The sequence below is a fragment of the Fontisphaera persica genome, from assembly GCF_024832785.1.
Lineage (GTDB): Bacteria > Verrucomicrobiota > Verrucomicrobiia > Limisphaerales > Fontisphaeraceae > Fontisphaera > Fontisphaera persica.
The window spans coordinates 1,357,434-1,376,462 of sequence record NZ_CP116615.1 but is presented as its reverse complement, the minus strand read 5'-3'; the positions used below and the strand labels follow the sequence as shown (position 1 = coordinate 1,376,462).

The 19,029-nt window shown below is 56.6% G+C and carries 10 protein-coding genes; 6 read left to right on the top strand and 4 right to left on the bottom strand.

Annotated features, from left to right (window positions below):
• Nucleotides 1-16 precede the first annotated feature (16 nt).
• The 3 genes from NXS98_RS04770 to NXS98_RS04760 form a co-directional block, all read right to left on the bottom strand.
• Nucleotides 17-1,369 (bottom strand): POT family MFS transporter, encoded by a 1,353-nt coding sequence (locus NXS98_RS04770; RefSeq protein ID WP_283847332.1) that lies wholly within the window; start codon nucleotides 1,367-1,369, stop codon nucleotides 17-19.
• Nucleotides 1,370-1,385: 16 nt separating this feature from the next.
• Complete coding sequence (locus tag NXS98_RS04765; protein WP_283848121.1) at nucleotides 1,386-3,464, bottom strand: prolyl oligopeptidase family serine peptidase; 2,079 nt, start codon at nucleotides 3,462-3,464, stop codon at nucleotides 1,386-1,388.
• Between the two features lie 303 nt (nucleotides 3,465-3,767).
• Nucleotides 3,768-7,421 (bottom strand): glycosyl hydrolase, encoded by a 3,654-nt coding sequence (locus tag NXS98_RS04760; protein WP_283847331.1) that lies wholly within the window; start codon nucleotides 7,419-7,421, stop codon nucleotides 3,768-3,770.
• 47 nt (nucleotides 7,422-7,468) lie between these two features.
• Between NXS98_RS04760 and NXS98_RS04755 the strand changes: the two genes are divergently transcribed.
• The 3 genes from NXS98_RS04755 (at nucleotide 7,469) to NXS98_RS04745 (ending at nucleotide 12,043) form a co-directional block, all read left to right on the top strand.
• The gene (locus NXS98_RS04755; protein WP_283847330.1) at nucleotides 7,469-7,951 is read left to right on the top strand and encodes a hypothetical protein; all 483 of its coding nucleotides are present in this window, start codon (nucleotides 7,469-7,471) and stop codon (nucleotides 7,949-7,951) included.
• Between the two features lie 146 nt (nucleotides 7,952-8,097).
• Nucleotides 8,098-10,752 (top strand): hypothetical protein, encoded by a 2,655-nt coding sequence (locus NXS98_RS04750; RefSeq protein ID WP_283847329.1) that lies wholly within the window; start codon nucleotides 8,098-8,100, stop codon nucleotides 10,750-10,752.
• Nucleotides 10,753-10,756: 4 nt separating this feature from the next.
• Nucleotides 10,757-12,043 carry a valine--pyruvate transaminase gene (locus NXS98_RS04745; protein ID WP_283847328.1) on the top strand — a complete coding sequence of 429 codons (1,287 nt, stop codon included), beginning with the start codon at nucleotides 10,757-10,759 and terminating at the stop codon, nucleotides 12,041-12,043.
• Here the strand turns inward: NXS98_RS04745 and NXS98_RS04740 are convergent.
• Complete coding sequence (locus NXS98_RS04740) at nucleotides 12,034-13,194, bottom strand: hypothetical protein (RefSeq protein WP_283847327.1); 1,161 nt, start codon at nucleotides 13,192-13,194, stop codon at nucleotides 12,034-12,036. The genes NXS98_RS04745 and NXS98_RS04740 overlap by 10 nt on opposite strands.
• A gap of 289 nt (nucleotides 13,195-13,483) precedes the next feature.
• On the opposite strand from NXS98_RS04740, the gene NXS98_RS04735 reads away from it, so the two are divergent.
• From NXS98_RS04735 to NXS98_RS04725, 3 genes are all read left to right on the top strand, one after another.
• Nucleotides 13,484-15,967 (top strand): HzsA-related protein, encoded by a 2,484-nt coding sequence (locus NXS98_RS04735; RefSeq protein WP_283847326.1) that lies wholly within the window; start codon nucleotides 13,484-13,486, stop codon nucleotides 15,965-15,967.
• 139 nt (nucleotides 15,968-16,106) lie between these two features.
• Nucleotides 16,107-17,405: a diphosphate--fructose-6-phosphate 1-phosphotransferase gene (locus NXS98_RS04730; RefSeq protein WP_283847325.1), complete on the top strand. Its 1,299-nt coding sequence runs from the start codon at nucleotides 16,107-16,109 to the stop codon at nucleotides 17,403-17,405.
• A 60-nt stretch (nucleotides 17,406-17,465) separates the two neighbouring features.
• Nucleotides 17,466-18,662 carry an RHS repeat-associated core domain-containing protein gene (locus NXS98_RS04725; protein WP_343214132.1) on the top strand — a complete coding sequence of 399 codons (1,197 nt, stop codon included), beginning with the start codon at nucleotides 17,466-17,468 and terminating at the stop codon, nucleotides 18,660-18,662.
• The last annotated feature ends 367 nt before the right edge of the window (nucleotides 18,663-19,029 follow it).

The window sequence follows — 19,029 nt, the reverse complement described above, 5'->3', positions numbered from 1 at the left end:
TGAACTTCCCGGATTTTTATTTTTCGGTGGCCTCCGTGGCAAGGTGCACCGGCTGCTCTTTGTACCAGCCGGCAATAAAGACATAAACCAATGAGGTGATGGCCATCAGCGCGGTGAAAAACAAGTAGTAATCCGTGCCGTCCAGTTTGCTGGAACCGTCAGGATTCTGAATCAGGTGATTGATGGCGGCGGTAAAGGCATTCCCCAGGGAGATCGAAAGCAGATACACCGACATCACCAGTGATTTCAAGGTCACCGGCGCCTGGGTATAGGAAAATTCCAGGCACGTGATGCTTACCATGACCTCTGCCAGACTGATAATCACAAAGGCCAGGAACTGCCAGGAAATATGGGGATGATGGCCTGCCTGAATCTGAGATTCGACCCACGCGGTTAGTACAAAGGAGGGGACGGTGAGGAAAAAGCCCAGGCCGATCTTGCGCAGCGGGGTGAGCTTCCACACCCGGTCAATGAGGGGATACAAGATATAGGAACAGAACGGTATCAGGATCAGGATGAGCAGCGGATTGATGGCCTGGACTTGCGAGGACAAGATTTCCCGTCCAAAAATTTGGCGGTCCATTTTTTCCGCCTGCAACACCCAGGCCGAGCTGGTTTGGTCCCACAAGGCCCAAAACATCGCAACGCACAAATAAATGGGCACCAGCCGCCCGATAATCTTCAAATTGTTCAGGCTGAACAAGTCTTTGACAAATTGCATCCCTGCGGGCGGGACTCGCACAAACTTGTTGCGCCCCATCCAGAAGATTAGGGTGGCCAGAAACATGAAAATACCGGGCACTCCAAACGCCCACGCCGGCCCATGGTGTTTCAGCAGCCAGGGGGTGAGGAGCGTTGAGAAAAAGGAGCCAAAATTGATGGAGAAATAAAACCAGCCAAAAACACGCGGAAGAAGGTGTTGATTGGCTCGCCCAAATTGATCGCCTACATTGGCGGAAACACACGGTTTGATGCCGCCGGAGCCAACCGCAATCAAGGTCAATCCAATGGCCAGTCCGATCCGGGTGTCATCAATGGCGAGGGCCAGATGGCCAAAGCAATAGACAATCGAAAGGTAGAAAATGGTACGATACTTGCCCAGTAATGCGTCCGAGAGGATGGCTCCCAGGATTGGCAGGAAATAAACCGCAGACACAAAAGTGTGAAACCAGGCCCGCGCTTCAGCCTCCGGCATGGGCGCGAGCTGGCCCTGGGCGTTCATCAGATATTGGGTCATGAACACCACCAGGATGGTGCGCATGCCGTAAAAACTGAAACGCTCGGCGGCTTCATTGCCGATGATGTACGGAATGCCAGGCGGGATTCCCGTGGTTTCCACCGGTTTGGAAGGATAACGCGGCACAGACATGGCAAAAGAAATCAACTTAGGGAAGGCGCGGGCGCAAATCCAGCGCGCGAACCAGAAAGGCCCACCGGTCTACCGCTTCTTCAATCATTTTGGAGGTGGGCTTGCCGGCTCCGTGACCTGCGCGGGTTTCAATACGGATTAAAACCGGCGCCGGCCCAGCCTGGCATTCCTGCAGACGAGCGGCAAACTTGAAGCTGTGCGCCGGCACAACCCGGTCATCATGATCGGCGGTGGTGATCAAGGTGGCCGGATAGCGAATGCCTGGCTTGAGTTGGTGCAGCGGAGAATAGGCCAGCAAATACCGAAAATCCTCGGGTAGGTCTGGATTGCCATATTCAGCCGTCCAGGCCCAACCTATGGTGAATTTGTGGAAGCGCAGCATGTCCATCACTCCCACGGCAGGCAGCGCCGCTCCAAAAAGCTCCGGGCGCTGCGTCATGCACGCCCCCACCAGGAGACCGCCGTTGCTGCCACCGCCAATGGCCAGTTTGTCAGGCCGGGTATATCGGTTTTGGACAAGCCACTCGGCCGCGGCAATAAAATCATCAAAAACATTTTGTTTGAGGTTCTTCATGCCGGCCCGATGCCATTCTTCGCCATATTCACCGCCCCCGCGCAAATTGGGAATGGCCAACACGCCTCCCATTTCCATCCATACCAGACTGGCCACCGAGAACGAAGGGGTCAGGCTGATGTTGAAGCCCCCGTAACCGTACAAGTACACCGGCCGCTGCCCATCCCGCCGCAATCCTTTGCGATGAGTAATGAACATGGGGACTCGTGTCCCATCTTTGCTGCGATAAAAGACCTGGCGCGTAAGATAATCATTGGGGTTAAACTTGACCTGAGGCGCGCGCCAGACCGTCGTCTTCATCGTCGAAAAATCCAGCCGGTATATCGTGCCCGGCGTGGTGTAACTGGTGAAGGCAAAGAAGGTCTCGCGGTCCGTGCGCTTGCCGCCAAAGCCCGAAACACTGCCCAGTCCCGGCAGTTTGAGTTCACGATCCAACCGCCCATTCAAATGATGGATGCGCACCGCCGAGTGGGCGTCGCGCAAATAATGGGCCATGAACCGCTCGCCCACCACCGAAACGCCGCGCAGGGTGTCCTTGGTTTGCGGAATAATTTCCCGCCAAGCCGCACGCTGGGGTTGGCGGGTATCTATGGCGATGACCCGGCCACGCGGCGCCTGCCAGTCAGTGCGAAACCAAAACACCGGCCCCTCGTTGCCAATAAATGAATAATCCGCATCAAATTCATTCAACAGCTCCACCACTTGGCCGTCGGAAGCCTGCAAATCCAGGTAAAAAACTCCATTCCTGGTATCCGTGCCGCGGGTTACGGTGAGAATCAAATAGCGGCCGTCTTCTGTCACCGTACTGTAAAAGCCCCAATTGGGCTGGTCTGGCCGATGATAAATGAGGCGATCCTCGGTTTGCGGGGTGCCCAGGCGATGGTAATAAACTTTCGGGAAGCGATTGACCGCCTGATATTGAGCGCCGGGTTTAGGTTCATCATAACGGCTGTAGAAGAAACCTTGGTGGTCATGCGTCCAGGCGGCGCCTGAGAACTTAATCCATTTCAATTCATCAGGCAGGTCTTCGCCGGTTTGCACATTGCGCACTTTCCACGTTTGCCAGTCAGAGCCTGCGCCCGACAAGCCATACGCAAGCCACCGCCCGTCTTCGCTCACAGCGGAGCCAGCAAGGGCCACCGTGCCGTCGGCAGAAAGACGGTTGGGGTCCAGCAACACCCGCGGGGGCGCCTCCAATGTGGCGGCGGTATAAAGCACCGATTGATTTTGCAATCCGTCGTTTTTGCTGAAGAAGTACCTTTCACCCTGCCGGGCCGGCACTCCGTAGCGCTCGTAATTCCAAAGCTCAGTAAGGCGTTGCCGAATGGCAGCCCGTTCCGGAATGGACTCCAGCAAAGCAAAAGTGACGCGATTTTGCGCCTCAATCCACGCCTTGGTTTCCGGGGAATCGGCATCCTCCAGCCATCGGTAGGGATCAGCAATGCGCTGGCCATGGTAATCATCCCAATGATCAAGCTTGCGGGTGGACGGGTAAGAAAGAGGCGTGGAGGTTGCAGCCATGAGGGGCAGGGACATTGAACCGGCAAGGCAGGGCCATGCTGCCAGCAGGAAAAAACGCAAGGCAAGTTGCTTCATAAGCTCGCCGTGTTATCCAAAGTTTATCCATTTCAGGCCAGACAAAAACACAAGATACCCCACAGATATTACAAGCTTGGGAGAAAAACACCCCTTGCTTCGAGCTTCAAAAAGGCTCCCTGGGCGATGGGGCCGACCATCCGACCATCCTGGAGGACACCAGGAAGGGAGGCGGTAGGAATCCAGCCGTGAACTGCTTCCAGAGGGCAATCTCCTTGCTGGTAGGGTTCAGGGTTTTCTTTGCTCCAATTCAAAGGGCGCAAATAAACCATAACCCACCGTAAAGTATTGATTGCCCGGAGGCGGACCCTGCGCAGGACCGCGCTGGAACATGCCAGGCCAGGCACTGCCCAGACCGGAGCCAGCGTGATGGGGCCCCAAGGTGTTTTTCAGCGTGCCCACCACCGTCACCTCAATGACGTTGCGCCCTGCCTTGAGCTGGCGGGTGACCTCACACTCATAAGGGGGTGTGTAAATGTGGCCGGCAAATTTTCCGTTGACCTTCACGCGAGCCACGCTGCCCAACCAATCGGGCAGGCGTACCAGGTAACGCCCAGATGTTTGGGAAAGCTCAAAGGTCTGGCGATAGGCCACCCCGCCCGCATAAAAGGGATGCCCCTGTTCATTCCAGCCGGGCTTTGCCCCTTGCAAACTTGAACCGTCCACCAGATAGCGGGCCAACCGTTGGTGGGCAGGTAATTCACTGCTTTGGGCGGCGACACGGACGCTTTTAACCGCTTGACCCGCTTTATCTATAAACCGCACCTCCGCCAATCCCACGAAGCCGTGGTCTGGCACATCATCCCCGCAGGGGTAGGAAACTCCGTGATGATTGGAGAGTATTTCAATTTTAAGATATCGAACGGGCTGGTTGGGCAGTTGGATTTTTTGCGGGCGTGCTGCGCCTTGCGCCTGCGCCAGGGTGTGCCGGCCCCAATCCAGCGGCGTATCTTGAGCGGAGGTTAAACCAGCGCTCAGCCGTATTTCGCGGGCGCCACGGCCGGTTAAATCCCGGACGTGTCCTTCGCAATAATTCCAGATTTTGATTTCAGCCAGCGATTTGGCCTCGCCCAAATCAAACACCACCCAAGGCTGCCGGTCATTGACGTTGGGTGAAAATTTAACGCCGCCGCTGAGCCACATCGTGGTGTCGGGGTTGATGCCATGCACCGGTTCGGCACCGGCTGGCTTGATGACAATGGGCTCGTCTGGAGCGATGATAAAACCGCGGCTGGCCGGCCGTAACGTGAAGGCCCCCAGCACATAGGCCGGTTCAATTTCATGTTCGATGCGGAACGGGCGCGCCGTGCAGGTCACCACATTTTCCCCCAATTGAGCGACGCGGCGCAGGTCCAAAACGCCAAAGGATTTGTCCATCCACCAGCGTCCTTTTTGCGGCGTCAGGGGCCGTCCATTGCACGTGATGGTGTAGAGGTCCGGCCGTTCCAGTACAAAATTCAATTCCGCGGGCACAGCGCCAGTAATGAAGAAACGGTAGGTTACGCTAAAACCGCTTTCAGGAGGAAAAGTTTTTCGTATCAGTTCATCCTTGAATTGCACCGCACTGTCCCAAGGATTGCGAGGCATGCCATTTTTTTGATAGGCGAACTGGTTGGCCGCGTAATAATAGACATTGGAGCGCGTTTCCCCGCCGGCCGATATGTCCACATAATCCAGCGTCAGCACGTTCAGCTCCAGACGCTGAACATCAACTGGTCCGGCCGCGGCGACACGTGCCGGAGTTGCCGCACCAGGAGCGGGAGATGGCAAAGGTTGCGGACTCAAGTAAAGCAGGAGGCTGCCCACTGGCGGAAGTGAATAGCGGATGCGAATTCCTTGGGCTTCACGTTCGCAGGGGTAAGATTCAACCGCGCCAGTGAACAAGTTCCACGCCTCCACCCCTTGGGCTGTGTCGCTTTGGATGACCCCACTGCTGCCAGACTCGGCACTGGTGTTGACCAACAGCAGCAGCTCACCATCGGCAAGCTGCCGCCGGTGATGGAAGAGGATTCCTGCATCATTGGGGGCGCGATGGATGATAAATCCTTTCTGCGCCATAAAATCGCGCAACAACCCCGGCACCTCTTCCGCGGTTACCTTTTTCACTCCCGGTCCCCGCAACGCTTGCACGCCGCCTCCTGAGACCTGCCCATCCACACGTGAGGGAGGTTCGCCGAGTTGATAGAGCACACCTCCTTGGGAGGTGTATTGTCCAAGCAACTGAACCGTGGCACGGTTCAAGTTTTCCGTGAATCGCGGCAACACCACGCGGTCATAACGAGCCTGCCCCACAACGAGCTGCCCGTTTTCCGCCCTGCCATGGTTGCGTAATACATCTTCGCATCCCAGGTCATATTCCACCTGGGCGCGCTCCAACGCCATTAACAAATTGAAAAAGCTGCTGCCCAGTTCGCTTAGTTGCGGCGTGCCCTGCCACATCCAGGCGGTGGTGGTCGGTTCGAGCACCAAAATGCGATTAATCTGACGCCCTTGGGACAGGGCGCAAGATAGCCGGGTCATGTAGGTGGCGTGCACATGGTAATCTGACCACCAAGGCTCATGATAACTGAAAGACTGTGGGTGGTCGCGTTTGCGAGCGCCTCGGATGGTGATATAGGACAAGTGTTCATCCATGGTGTTGACCCCGAGCACTTGCAGCCAGTCGGCAATGCGCTTCATGTCCTCAAACCTCAGTTCCCAGCCGGCGGCACCGTAAAGCTCCACCAGCGTGCGGGCACGTCCCAGTTGGTTGGCCAGGCTGGAGATTTCGCGGCAGGAGCGGACGTTGCCAAATTGCGCGTGGGTGTTTTCGGCATATTGATTCATCAGGATGTCAATGCCGGGGCGCTGCTGCCAGGCCGCCATGGCCATGTTGTCGGGCACCATGCGCGCATTGGGCCATTCATGTTCCCAATAATGGCCAGTGAATTCCAAACCATGCTTCTCACAATACTCATAATAAGGTTTGGCCCAGCGCTCGATGAACAGGTCCAGCAATGTCTGGTAATAATTGTGGCGCACTCGCTGCCAATCTCCCACCGGCGAGTGCAAAGAAGCAAGGTTGGCCAGCAGGCTGTAGCCCCACCGCTGCTGGAATTGCTTGGGCAAATCTTCCGTCCAAGGCAGCCCCCCGGCGGGGGTCAGTTCAGGTTCATCGGTGAAGCTTCCGGGAATGCGCTTGCCAAACTCATGGCCCAATTCACGGCGATAAGCCTCCAGGGTGACTTCGAGGAACTTTTCGGTGACGCCGGGGTACAGCAAATCCACGTAACAACGGTCGCCGTGCCACGGTGAGTTCCTGGCGCGCTGCATGGTGGCCACCAGATATTTTCCCGGCGGCAGCGGCTCGCCACGCAAGGCGCGGCTGCTGACATCCGTAGCCTTGTCACCCTCCATCAGGAAAATGGCAAGTGTGTTATCACCCCAGCGGGGTGGCGTATTCTCCTCCTTGAACGCAAGACCTCGGCCCCGGGATTCCGGCATCAGCTCGGGTACCCAGCCGCCGGCAAAGCCACTGGGATAGGAGTTTTCGTCATAAATCCAGACATTCATGTCCAATCGTCTGGCTTCCTGCAGGGCGATTTTCCACAAGCGAAACCATGCTGGGGACAGATAAGGGGTCATCAAGCCCGGCCGGGGATGCACAAACACCTGGCGCACATTCTGGCCTGCCAGGTCCCGCATCGTTTCGCGAATCTGCGCCTCTGTTAGATTATCATTCCAAACCCACAGCGGAGCGCTGGCATATTCGCGCGGAGGTTGGCCAAACAATTTCTTCACGGAAGCCGAAGAAGGCAGGGCAGGGGAGGTCGTGGCACCGTGAAGCATCTGGCCAGGGAGTATCGCCAAAAGGAGCAGCCACAATTGAGAGGGTATTTTCATGGGCTGCATCCTAGACGAAAACCGCGGAAAATCTCGATAAAAATCTTGTGATAAAACGTTTGCCAATTCCAGCCATTAGATTATTTTTACTATTGTACCCCAAAATGAAAAAAGCCAATTCCTTTCACTGGCCTGCGTTGGGATGGGGCGTAATTTTCTTAGGCCTGATTATTCTAGCCATTGCCTGTGGCGAGCAGTGGCGAAAAACCGACCGTGTAACGGTTTTGCAGGAAAAGTTCAGCCCTGGCGGACGTTATGTGGCTACGGCTTTTGAGTGCGCAGGGGGCGGTGCCGCTGGCTATTTCTACTCCAACGTTAATGTGCGACGCCAAGAAGAGCCTTTCAACCAAAGACACTTCATTCTAGGTGACAAACTGTGGAGCGGTTACGGTAATTTCGATTTGCAGTGGCTGGGCAGCAACCATTTGCAAGTGACCTACCAAGGCCCCAAAGACCCGAAGTGGCTTAAGCAGAATGGCAGTCGCAAAGAACAATGCTGTGGGGTCAAAATTACTTACGTTCATCGCTGAGTCATCAAAGGTTGCCTTGCCAGCCCCTCTCATAAAGCAGTCCAGCTTGCAACCGCACTGAGGGGTATTTGTGTGCCTTGTTACAGGGGTATTCAACTGCCTTATTTTCTCGCCCAATTTCGCAAAAGAATCTAAATCTCCTGGGCATGTATAGAAAGTTTGCCTGGAGCATATTGGTTTTAGCTTTTGGGGTAAGCGTGTGCGGGCTTCACAGCGCCTCCACCTTGCCTTCCTTTGATTTGACCCGCCCGGAAGAAGCCCGGCAATGGCATGGCCCCCACCACCTCAGCCACTTCGAGCCAGTTGCTGAAGGATTGCGGATGGTGATTGCTGGCCATGATCCTTATATCCACAGTCCAGCTCGCGATTTTCCTGCTAACCAGTTGCTTTGGGTGAAAATCCGTCTCAAATCATCGTCGGGTGGGATGGCCCAATTATTCTTTTTCGATCGTCATGCCACGGAAGATCAGTCGCGGCGGTTTATTGTGCCCCAAGATCAATGGGCAGAAATTCGGCTGCCGTTGCCCGCATTAGGGCCACAATACCGTTTTAGACTGGACCCGCCCGGTAATTCCGGCGAAGCTGTCCTGGCATTTATTCAATTTGAACCACGGGCGGAGTTTACCCCACCGCCAGTCCCATGGCAGCCGCCTGCCCCCGGCCGTCGGCGAGTGGTGAAGTCCGGCCTGGTGGAGTGCTGGGATGCCCCGGATTCTCGATGGGGCGTTGAAATGCGCGTGAATGGCCACGCCATGGCTTATGCGCATCCGCGTCTTCAGATTTCTTATGCGCATGAAATGAAGCAACATTGGATGGATATTCCACTTCCTGTGGTGCGGATGACACCTTCAATTTATCAGTTGGAGGCCGTCTGGAAAGATGTCCGGGGTGCTGAATGGCGGTATGCACAGGAGTTTCGCGCTGGCTCGGCCAATGTCGTGGAGGTCAGAACTGTGTTGGAAACCTCCCAAGATACCGAGGTTTTATATGTGCCAATGTTTTTGCTTGCCGCCGGGGAAGGGACCTTCGGCACCAATAAAAACCAGGCGCTTTTTGCCGGGCTGGAATATCTGGAAAACGAGCCTAGCAGCTCGGAGGCGGATATCATTGGTCCTGAGTCTCGCCGACAGGTTCCAGCCAACCATAAGATAACCTTTCCGCTCATGGTGGTGCAGGAACGTGGACATTATGTCGCCCTGGCTTATGACAACCATCTTGGCTTTAGTGCCGTGTTCGATTCGCCCGACCGGCTCTATGGCAGCAGGGGCCACGTCATGGGGGTGATTTGGCCTGAATCGGACGGTGCTAACCGTCCAGAGGGCAGTTTGGTGCCTCATTTTCCTCGGCTTTTACGAGGCGGGGAAAAGGTTGAATGCCGGCTGCGTTTGATGGGGGGGGAGGGCAGCACGGTCATTCCCGCCGTCCAACAATACGTGGCTTTGCATGGCCTGCCGGCTTACGCCAAAAATTACATGGATTTGCCGGCCTACGAAGAACTGGCGGCCCGGGGCTGGTTACGCTCGAAAGTCCGCGAGGGCAACCGCTACCGTCACGCCGTCTGGCCCGGGTTCAATGCGCAACCTGCGGCTGATGCGGCGCTTTACATGACTTGGCTGGCCCGGCGTGAATCTCCGTTTGCCCAGGAACTGCGTCAGGCAGCCGCTGAGGCCCTTGCCTTGGTGCCCTCACGGAATTATTTCCATTCCGCCATAAGCCATGTGCGCGGTCCGGCCGTGCCCCTGGTATTTGGTCAGGTGAGCGACAATATCAACACCGCGCGCGAATACGCCGCCAGTCAACTTAAGCGCCTGGGAGATGATTATCTTGTGTTTTACCGTCCGACACCTGGCGGGCCGGATTACGCACGCACTTACTGGACGAATCACGCCAATGGTCTGACTTTTCAACCGCTGGCCGAAGCCCTGCAAGCCGCCGCCTTTTGTGGCGATCGCGAGTTGACGGCACGCGCCTTGACTGCCTTGCGCGCGCAGAAGCGCTATAATCACGGCGTGCCCCGCGGGGCGCAGACATGGGAAATTCCTTTGCACACACCGGATATTTTAGCCTCAGCCCATCTGGTTAAGGCATATGTGCTTGGCTACGAATTAAGCGGGGACTCCGCCTTTTTGGAACAGGCGCGGTATTGGGCATGGACGGGCATTCCGTTTGTTTATCTGGTCAATCCAACGCAAGGCAAAGTGGGTTTGTACAGCACCATTGCCGTGCTGGGAGCCACCACCTGGAAAGCCCCCGTCTGGTTTGGGCAACCCGTTCAATGGTGTGGTTTGGTGTACGCTGATTCTCTGTATCGGCTGGCCGAGGCCGATCCTCGGGGCATCTGGCGTACGGTGGCTGACGGCATTACCGTGGCCGGTCTCCAACATACCTGGAAGGCTGAGGACACCAACCGCGTGGGATTGCTGCCCGACTATTTCCTTCTTCGCGAGCAACAAGCTGACGGCCCCGCGATCAACCCCGGCACGGTGGGGGCCAACGCCGTCAACTATTTCACACAAGTTCCATTATGGGATTTTAAGCGTTTCCGCCGCGCGGGTTTCAACGTGCATGCTCCCGGCCACATTCGCATCCAGCAGGAAAACGCGCAGTCCGCCCGTTTCCAAGTCATGGGCTGGCCCTCCCAGCCTTATTTTGTGCTGCTGAGCGGCCTGTCTGCCACGCCCCGATTGAAACTCAACGGCCGGGATTTGCCGTTGCAGCCGCCGCACGAGGTGGGCCATGCGCAAGGATGGATGGCATTGCAGGTCCAGGGTCCCGCTATCCTCGAAGTGCAATTCCCGTGACTCTATGCTCAATCCTGACGTGATTACCCGCGTAGGGGCCAAGTTATCTCAAGCCACCGGCATCTGGGAGTTAATGGAAGACTTGGGGCACGCGCTAACCGTGGATCCAGACATGCGCATGTTGGGCGGCGGGAATCCGGCCATGGTGCCCGAATTTACTCAAGCTGCCCGGCAGCGGCTCAAACAAATGCTTGAAGAACCGGAAACGGTGGCCGCCATGCTGGGTAATTACGATCCCCCTCGTGGACATCCCCGATTCATTGAGGCTTTTGCCGCCCTGCTGCGCCGTACTTATGGTTGGCCGGTGCAGCCGGAGCATGTGGCCATCACCCCGGGCAGCCAATGTGCCACCTTTTTCCTTATCAATCTTTTTGCCGGACAGGACAGGGCGGGAAAACAAAGAAAAATCCTGCTTCCCCTTTGTCCTGAGTATCTTGGGTATGCGGACCAGGGGTTGGAGCCGGATATTTTTGTTGCCTGCCGCCCCAAGCTGGAATGGATAGAGGGTCCCAATCGTCATCTCTTCAAATATCACATAGACTTAGCCGTGGTGGAGGAGCGCCTGCGCCAGGGCGACATTGCCGCCATGCTGATTTCTCGGCCCACCAATCCCTCCGGAAACGTCCTGGCTGATGACGAAATCCGGGCGTTATCCGGCTTGGCCTCCCAATTTGGCATCCCCATCATACTGGACCAGGCCTACGGTGTGCCATTCCCCGCCATTGTTTATACTTCCATCCAACCCGTATATGCCCCGCATTTCATCCTCCTTTTCAGCCTTTCCAAGATTGGCCTGCCAGGCACGCGCACGGGAATCGTGGTAGGCCCCGCCGAGGTGACCGCAGCCGTGGCTTCCTTGACGGCCGTGGCCGGGCTGGCCAATCCTACGTTGGGACAGCAAATGGTCCTTCCTTGGATTGAAGATGGCAGCATTTTGGAGATTGGGCCTCGCTGGTTGCAGCCGTTCTACAATGCCCGGCGATTGAAAGCCCGCGAATGGTTGCACGCCGCTTTTGAGCGTGCACGGGTCCCTTGGGCGATGCACGCGGATGAAGGCGCTTTTTTTCATTGGCTTTGGCTGCCTGAATTAAAAATTTCGAGCCGTGAGTTCTGCCAGCGCCTCAAGGAGCGCAAGGTTTTAACGGTGCCGGGTGAATATTTTTTCTATGGCCTCGAAGAGAATTGGACGCATCGCCATCAATGTTTGCGCATTAATTACTCGGGCCATGAAAATGTGGTGCGGGAGGCCGTTGAAATCATCGCCGACGAAGCAGCCCAAAATCAGCGGTAATCTTGTTGGCGCTGGCCGGGTGGGGCCAGGGGCGGCGCCAAGGGCACTCGCGGCTCGCCGCCGCCGCCGATGCGGTCCGGGCCATTGTTGTCCACGACGTGCAAATTCGTAAACAGACGGTCCATATCCCGTGACCATGGGTTATTCCGATGGGCGGGGTTTATCTCGAATCCCCAAGCTTTTTTGAATTCATCCTTGACCCGCCCGGCTGGCCCCCATTCCGTGACCAAAGCGTAAACATCCCAGGCCGTATCGTCCACGATGTAAGCGCCATAGTCCCGCAGTGCCTGGGCCAGTCGCCGTGCCGGTTCTGTTTCCAGTCCCAGAGCCTCATCCGTCAAGTGCGGAGGCAGCGCAAGCAAAGCCCCCATGCGGCAGGCCTTGGGCGGTGTGCCTTTGGTGCCATAATTATTGGCGGCATAGCCATCCGCTTTTCGGGCCGGCCAGCGAAAACCGCGTGTCTCCTCGTCGTAATACAAGTTACGGGCCGCATAGAGGTTGACTTTGAGTGCGTGGCGTATCGGACCGGCCCCCGGCACCAGCTCGCCCACGCGCAAGGTGCCGCCAATGCACGAAAGCCCTGAACCGCCATGTGCCCCGTAGTAGCCCATGCCGTAAAGGTCCTCATCTCCAAAAACGTACCGGCTTGTGCCATATTTCACCTCACACCGGGCAAATGGCTGGGTTTGTTTGAGCGTGCGCCCGTCCGGCATCAATACCGCCAAGCCAGAGTTTGGCGTAGCGCCGTCCCAAGTGTCTGGACTAACGATAAAGGTATCCGGGATGGGTGCTTTGAATAACAATTCGCCGTCAATGGTGCAGCGGCTCCGCTGCCGATTCCAGCCGGCATTGTTGCGATATATTTCCAACAAAGGCGCCTGAGGAGTTAGCACAATCAAATCCTCATCAATGGTCATGCCGGCGGCGGTGGCTTTTTGAATATTGGCAGGCACATAAACGGCTTCCCGGCCGATGGGCATATTCCAAATGCTTCGCTCATGAAATGGCTGTTTCAGCGGGTCCCGATACTTGGTTGCGTCCACCGCGCGCACCGTTTCTTTCCGTATTCCATTGGCCCCTTGTCCCTGCGTCTGCGGGGGAGATTTCGCAAACGTGGCGGCAAACGCCTGGGGCGAATAAAACCCCGCCATGCATGTTGCAATCAGGATTATCTTGCAGAAGCGCTGCAATAGCATTCCCGATACCCAGTTTTCGTTTCTGAAAATCACGTGGCCCAAGATATAAAGTGCCACCGAATCATCAACCATTAGATTTATATTCTCCCGGCATTTGCTTAGGTCGGCAACCAGCCCGGGCGGTGCCCAAACGCTCTTATCACCGCCAGGTGGGTGGTCAGTAATCTTCAGGCGGTCTTAATTCTTGAATCAAGTGAAGATTGATAACTTGCCCAGCGTCTATTGGAAAAGTACGCTTAATGGTATGAAAGCCAGATGGCTTGCCGTTGCGGCAGCGTGTGGGGTGGTTTGTGCCCAAGGGTTGTGGTCTGCTCCAGCGGCCACGCCGGCCGCTGCCGGCAAGCCAGCGGCCAATCTTTTGACCAAGGCTCAGGCAGGCCCCATGCGGGTAGTGGAAGAAATAATCTACGTTACCCGTGCCCGCTATGACGATTCCCATTGGTATGCCAACATCGGTTATTATTGCGACGATGAAAACAAGAAGGCCTACGCCGGCAACGGCGCGCCCGATATTGGCAAGCTTTGCAAATGGAATCTTCGCACAGGTCAGGTAACGGTGTTGTTAGATGCCCAGGGGGGTTCGGTGCGCGACCCGCAAGTGCATTATGACGGCAAAAAAATCCTGTTTTCTTATCGGCCCAGCGGCACGGATTATTATCACCTTTACGAGATTAACACCGACGGCAGCGGACTGCGGCAAATTACGCATGGCCCCTACGATGATTATGAGGCCACGTATTTGCCGGACGGAGATATTCTGTTTGTTTCCACGCGGGGCAAACGCTGGGTCAATTGTTGGATGACCCAGGTGGGCATCATGTTCCGCTGCGATGCCAATGGTCAGCGCATCACCCAGGTCAGCGCCAATACCGAGCATGACAACACCCCCTGGGTTATGCCCGATGGACGCATTTTATATACCCGCTGGGAATACGTGGACCGCAGCCAGGTGGAGTACCACCACCTCTGGGTCATGAATCCCGATGGCACCGGCGCCATGGTGTATTACGGCAACATGCACTCGTGGATCGTCATGATTGACGCCAAGCCCGTGCCCGGTTCAGACAAGGTGGTGGCCTGTTTCTCGCCCGGTCATGGGGTGAATGAGCACGCCGGCATCGCTACACTGGTTTCGCCGCAACTTGGCCCAGACAGCAAGGCAGCAGCGGTGCCGCTGCACAAAGGGAAACATATTCGTGACCCATTCCCCTTTGCCGAAAACTGTGTCATCGCCGCGCAGGACAACAAGATTGTGCTCCTTGATGGCTCAGGGGCCGTCGAAACCATTTTCACGCATTCGGCCAATGAACCCTTGCACGAGCCCAGGCCGATTCTGGCCAGGCCGCGGGAACCGGTGATTCCCCATCGCACGGTGCCTGCCTCCCACACCGGCCGCATGATCCTGGCTGATGTTTATCAAAGCCGAAACCTCACCGGCGTGAAGCGCGGCGAAATCAAAAAGCTTTTGCTGTTGGAATCCCTTCCCAAGCCCGTCAATTTCAGCGGCGGACCGGACCTTACCTCATTTCTGGGCACCTTTACGCTGGAGCGTGTGCTTGGCACCGTGCCGGTGGAGCCGGACGGCTCGGCGTATTTTGAGATGCCCGCCAACCGCCAGATATTCTTTGTGGCGCTGGATGAACACGACCTTTCGGTGAAACGTATGCAAAGTTTCACCAGCTTGATGCCAGGAGAAACCATGAGCTGCGCTGGTTGTCATGAACCTCGCGCTCAAACGCCGCGCGAATCTCGGCCCGGGCCGGCCCTGCAAGCCTTACGCCGGGCGCCAAGCACCATTGAGCCATTTGCCGGGTACCCGGACGTGATTGATCTGCACCGGGACGTGCAGCCCGTGCTTGACCGTGCCTGCGTGCCTTGCCACAACCCCCAAAAACCAGAAGGCAAGATCATTTTAACGGGTGATCTGGGACCCCACTTCTCGCACAGTTATTTCACCATAATCATGCACAAACTGGTGGCTGATGGACGCAACGGCCTGGGAAATCAGCCCCCCCGCTCCTTGGGCAGCTCCGCCAGCCGCCTGCTTAAACTGGGCGATGGTTCGCATTACGGGGCGCGCTATACCGAACGCGAGTGGCGCATGCTCTGGCTGTGGATTGAAAGTGCCGCGCCTTATGCCGGCTCTTATGCAGCCTTGCGCAATGAAAAACAGCAGCAACTGGCCGGTCGTGCGGCAGGAGTGGCCTTGAGCGCACTCGCTCCCATTCAGCATTCCCGCTGCGGAGGTTGCCATAACGGTCAGCCCAATGGCTTGCCCATTAATCCCACCCATTACGACATAGATAAGCGCCGGGCACAGGCCCATCGGCCCACAGCACAATATGAACGCCTGCTCACGGACCGGGACCCCTATGCCCGCTATGGGCCAGATATTCTCTTGAACCTTTCGCGCCCCGAGCTTTCCAAGGTGCTGTTGGCTCCATTATCCAAATCGGCGGGCGGATGGGGCTGGTGTGGGGATGTTTTCCAAAGCACCCAGGATCCGGATTATCGCAAACTGCTGTTAGCCATCCGGGACGCCAAAAACATTTTGGAAGCCGAGCCGCGTTACGGCACTCCCGGCTTCCAGCCCAACCGTCAATTCATTCGGGAAATGAAACGCTTTGGCATGCTTCCCGAGAATTACAGCCCGGGGCAACCAGTGAATTTCTTCGCCTTGGAGCAGCAGTACTGGCGCTCGCTTTGGCATTATACCCCAACCCCATAGGTTAGGGCCGGGGATTCTCGTCCAAGTGCGTCTGTAGAGTGCAAATGTCTGGCCCGTCTTTTCTTCGCCGCCCATGCTGGCGTTGACATGGGCCTTAGCTCCTTTAAGCTGTCGCCCACCAACGATTAGAAATTGAACTATGAGCGCTAAGCCCAACGTTTTTATCGCCCAGTCCGGCGGCCCTTCGGCCGTCATCAACAATTCCCTGCGTGGAGTTATTGATTTTTGCCACGAACATCCTGAAACCTTCGGCCGTGTCTATGGTGGCTGGCACGGCATCGAAGGCGCATTAAAAGAGGAACTTTTAGACCTTAGCGCCCAGGACCCCAAAGAAATTGCGCTCTTGGAGACCACCCCAGCCGCAGGCGCCATCGGCACCTGCCGCTACAAACTTAAGGAAAAGCAACGGGAAGATTTCGAGCGCGTGATTGAGGTCTTCAAGGCGCACCGCATCGGTTACTTCTTCTACATCGGCGGGAATGACTCGATGGATACCGCCAATAAAATTAGCAAACTTGCCGCTGAACGCGGCTTGGACTTGATCGCCACAGGCGTGCCCAAAACCATAGACAACGATGTAGGCGATGCCGAATTCAAGTTGGTGGACCACACCCCGGGTTACGGTTCCACCGCCAGGTATTGGGCCTGCAACATCCTGGCCGCCAATGAAGAAAACGCAGGCTCCTGCCCGGCCGACCCCGTGCTTGTGCTACAGGCCATGGGCCGCAAAATTGGCTTCATCCCGGCGGCCGCGCGCCTTGCAGACCCCCAGCGGGAACTTCCCCTGCAGATTTACATGACGGAGGCCGGCTTGACCTTGGAGCAACTGGCCGACAACGTAAACGATCAGCTCAAGAAAACGGGCCGCTGCATCGTCGTGGTCAGCGAAGGTTTGGATGTGGGAGACATTGGCGCACAAAAAGATGCCTTTGGCCACACCCACTTCGGCGCCAGCGACCAAACTGTCCAGCAAGTTGTTGTCTCCTACTTGAATCACAAGGGGCTGGCCGCCACGGGCAAGGCCCGCGGGCAGGTGCCGGGCACCGACCAACGCCATTCCATTGTCCTGGCCTCCACGGTGGACCTCAAAGAGGCATACGAATCCGGCCGCAAAGCCGCTGAAATCGCCATGCGCGACGGCAACGGTTACATGGCCACCATCCTGCGGGAGCCGGGGCCGGTTTACAAAGTCCGATACGACAAAGTGCCCTTGGAACTGATGGCCAACAGCGAACGGTTCTTTCCGAAAAATTGGATTGCTGCCAATAAAATTGATGTCACCGACGACTTCCTTGCTTATGCCCGTCCTTTGATTGGCGAGGAATGGGTTAGAGTTCCCTTGGAAAATGGCTTGCCGCGTTTTGCCCGCCTCAAACCATTGTTTGTGGAAAAGAAGTGCCCCGCCTTCATCCCTGAGGCCTACCGTAAAAAGGCCTAAACCTTCTTCCGAGTCGGACGGAAAGTTAGATTCCACTGGCTGGACATTCGGAGGCGGTGCATGATATGGCATCAAGTGATGCACCGCGGCGTATCGTCAAAGCCACATGGTCTGCTTCGGGCGAGCCTAAAGCCTTGGTTGGGGATAGCGCTGCTTTTCCTGTTGGGATTTGCTGGCGCTACTTGGGCGCATGTGCCGCGGGAGGAGACGGGGTCGGCCTCGAGGGGTTTGCAAACGGGGTTGGCGCACGTTGTTGGTCACGGGGAGCACACGTCCCGTTGTAGCGGGATGTCCCTTCGGCGTCCCGCCGAGGGGAACAGTTCACTCAAAGCCTGGGATGGGGCCACTGGTCCGGTGGCGTTAGTGAATCCGTTCCGGTTTTCGACGAAACATTGCGATGACGAGACGGGCCTCTATTACTACGGCCACCGTTACTACCATCCCCACACTGGCAGGTGGCTCAGCCGCGACCCAATTGGAGAAGGAGGTGGACTGAACTTGTATGGGCTGGTGAACAACCAACCGGTCCACTTCGTGGACCCGCACGGGCTTTGGGGCATCAAGATTGGCCGTGTGCACCTTGGTTGGGGCGAGCCCACGTATGTGTTCGACCGGGAGGTATGGCAGGAAATCAAGGAGCGGTGGCACACCGGCTTGGATGCGATAGGGGTCATTGAGCCGACCCCGTTGGCCGACGGTTTGAACGCCCTTCTTTATGCCATGGAAGGGGGATGGGGCAATGCGGGAATCAGCGCGGTGGGCATGGTGCCTTTCCTGGGTGACGGGGCCAAGCTGTGCAAGTATGTTGGCAACTATGGCGCCAAACTTAGCGAAACCGCAGAAAGAGCACTGAAGCTTCCGGCGACGGACGCATCCCTCATCGGCACAACCAAACTCGGATACACTACACCGCAGGGTAAGGTCTTCCTGCGACCCGGATTGACTCACGCTGAACAAGCCTATGTATTACGGCACGAAGGCATTCAGGTATTTTTTACCCCGAAGGGGGGTGGAGCACTTGCAACATTCCGGCAGAACTTGGGTCAATTCGCCTACGACAACTCCCAACTTCTTCGCTTCGCCGAAGAGGCCATCGCAGAAACGCGTGCGAGCGGAAGTCTCCTGCAAGGTCTAAGGCATCCGCTGGTCAATCCTTACGGGATCACTCCCGGAGGACTACTTCTGGAAAGTGGATTGGTCGGAGGCGGGCTGTTTGTCGCTGGTTACCTTGGATACGAATGGGGCGGAGGCAACTGAGATGATTACGAAGAAACAAGCGCTCGAAATTGCCCGCCAAGAGTGTGCCCGAAGAGGGTGGTCTTGGGACGAGCCTGTCTCGGTCAAATGGGGCTTCTTTTGCTATACGGTTTGGGGCGGCGGGCGAAAAGGCGGAAATCTTTGCATCAGGATAAGTAAGAAAACCGGAGAAGTTGTCAGTGCCGGCGTGACCCCCCTATGATGATAAAAAACCAGCTACAACGGACTTGGCTGCTTTCGCTTACCATTTGACTTGCCGCCACGTGGGCTTGCCCCGGTTTGATGGACACCGCGACTCGTCTTGGGTTCGCCTGGTCACGAGGGGAGTGGTGAAAGGCAGGGCGTGCAGGCTGAGTGGCTACTGGTT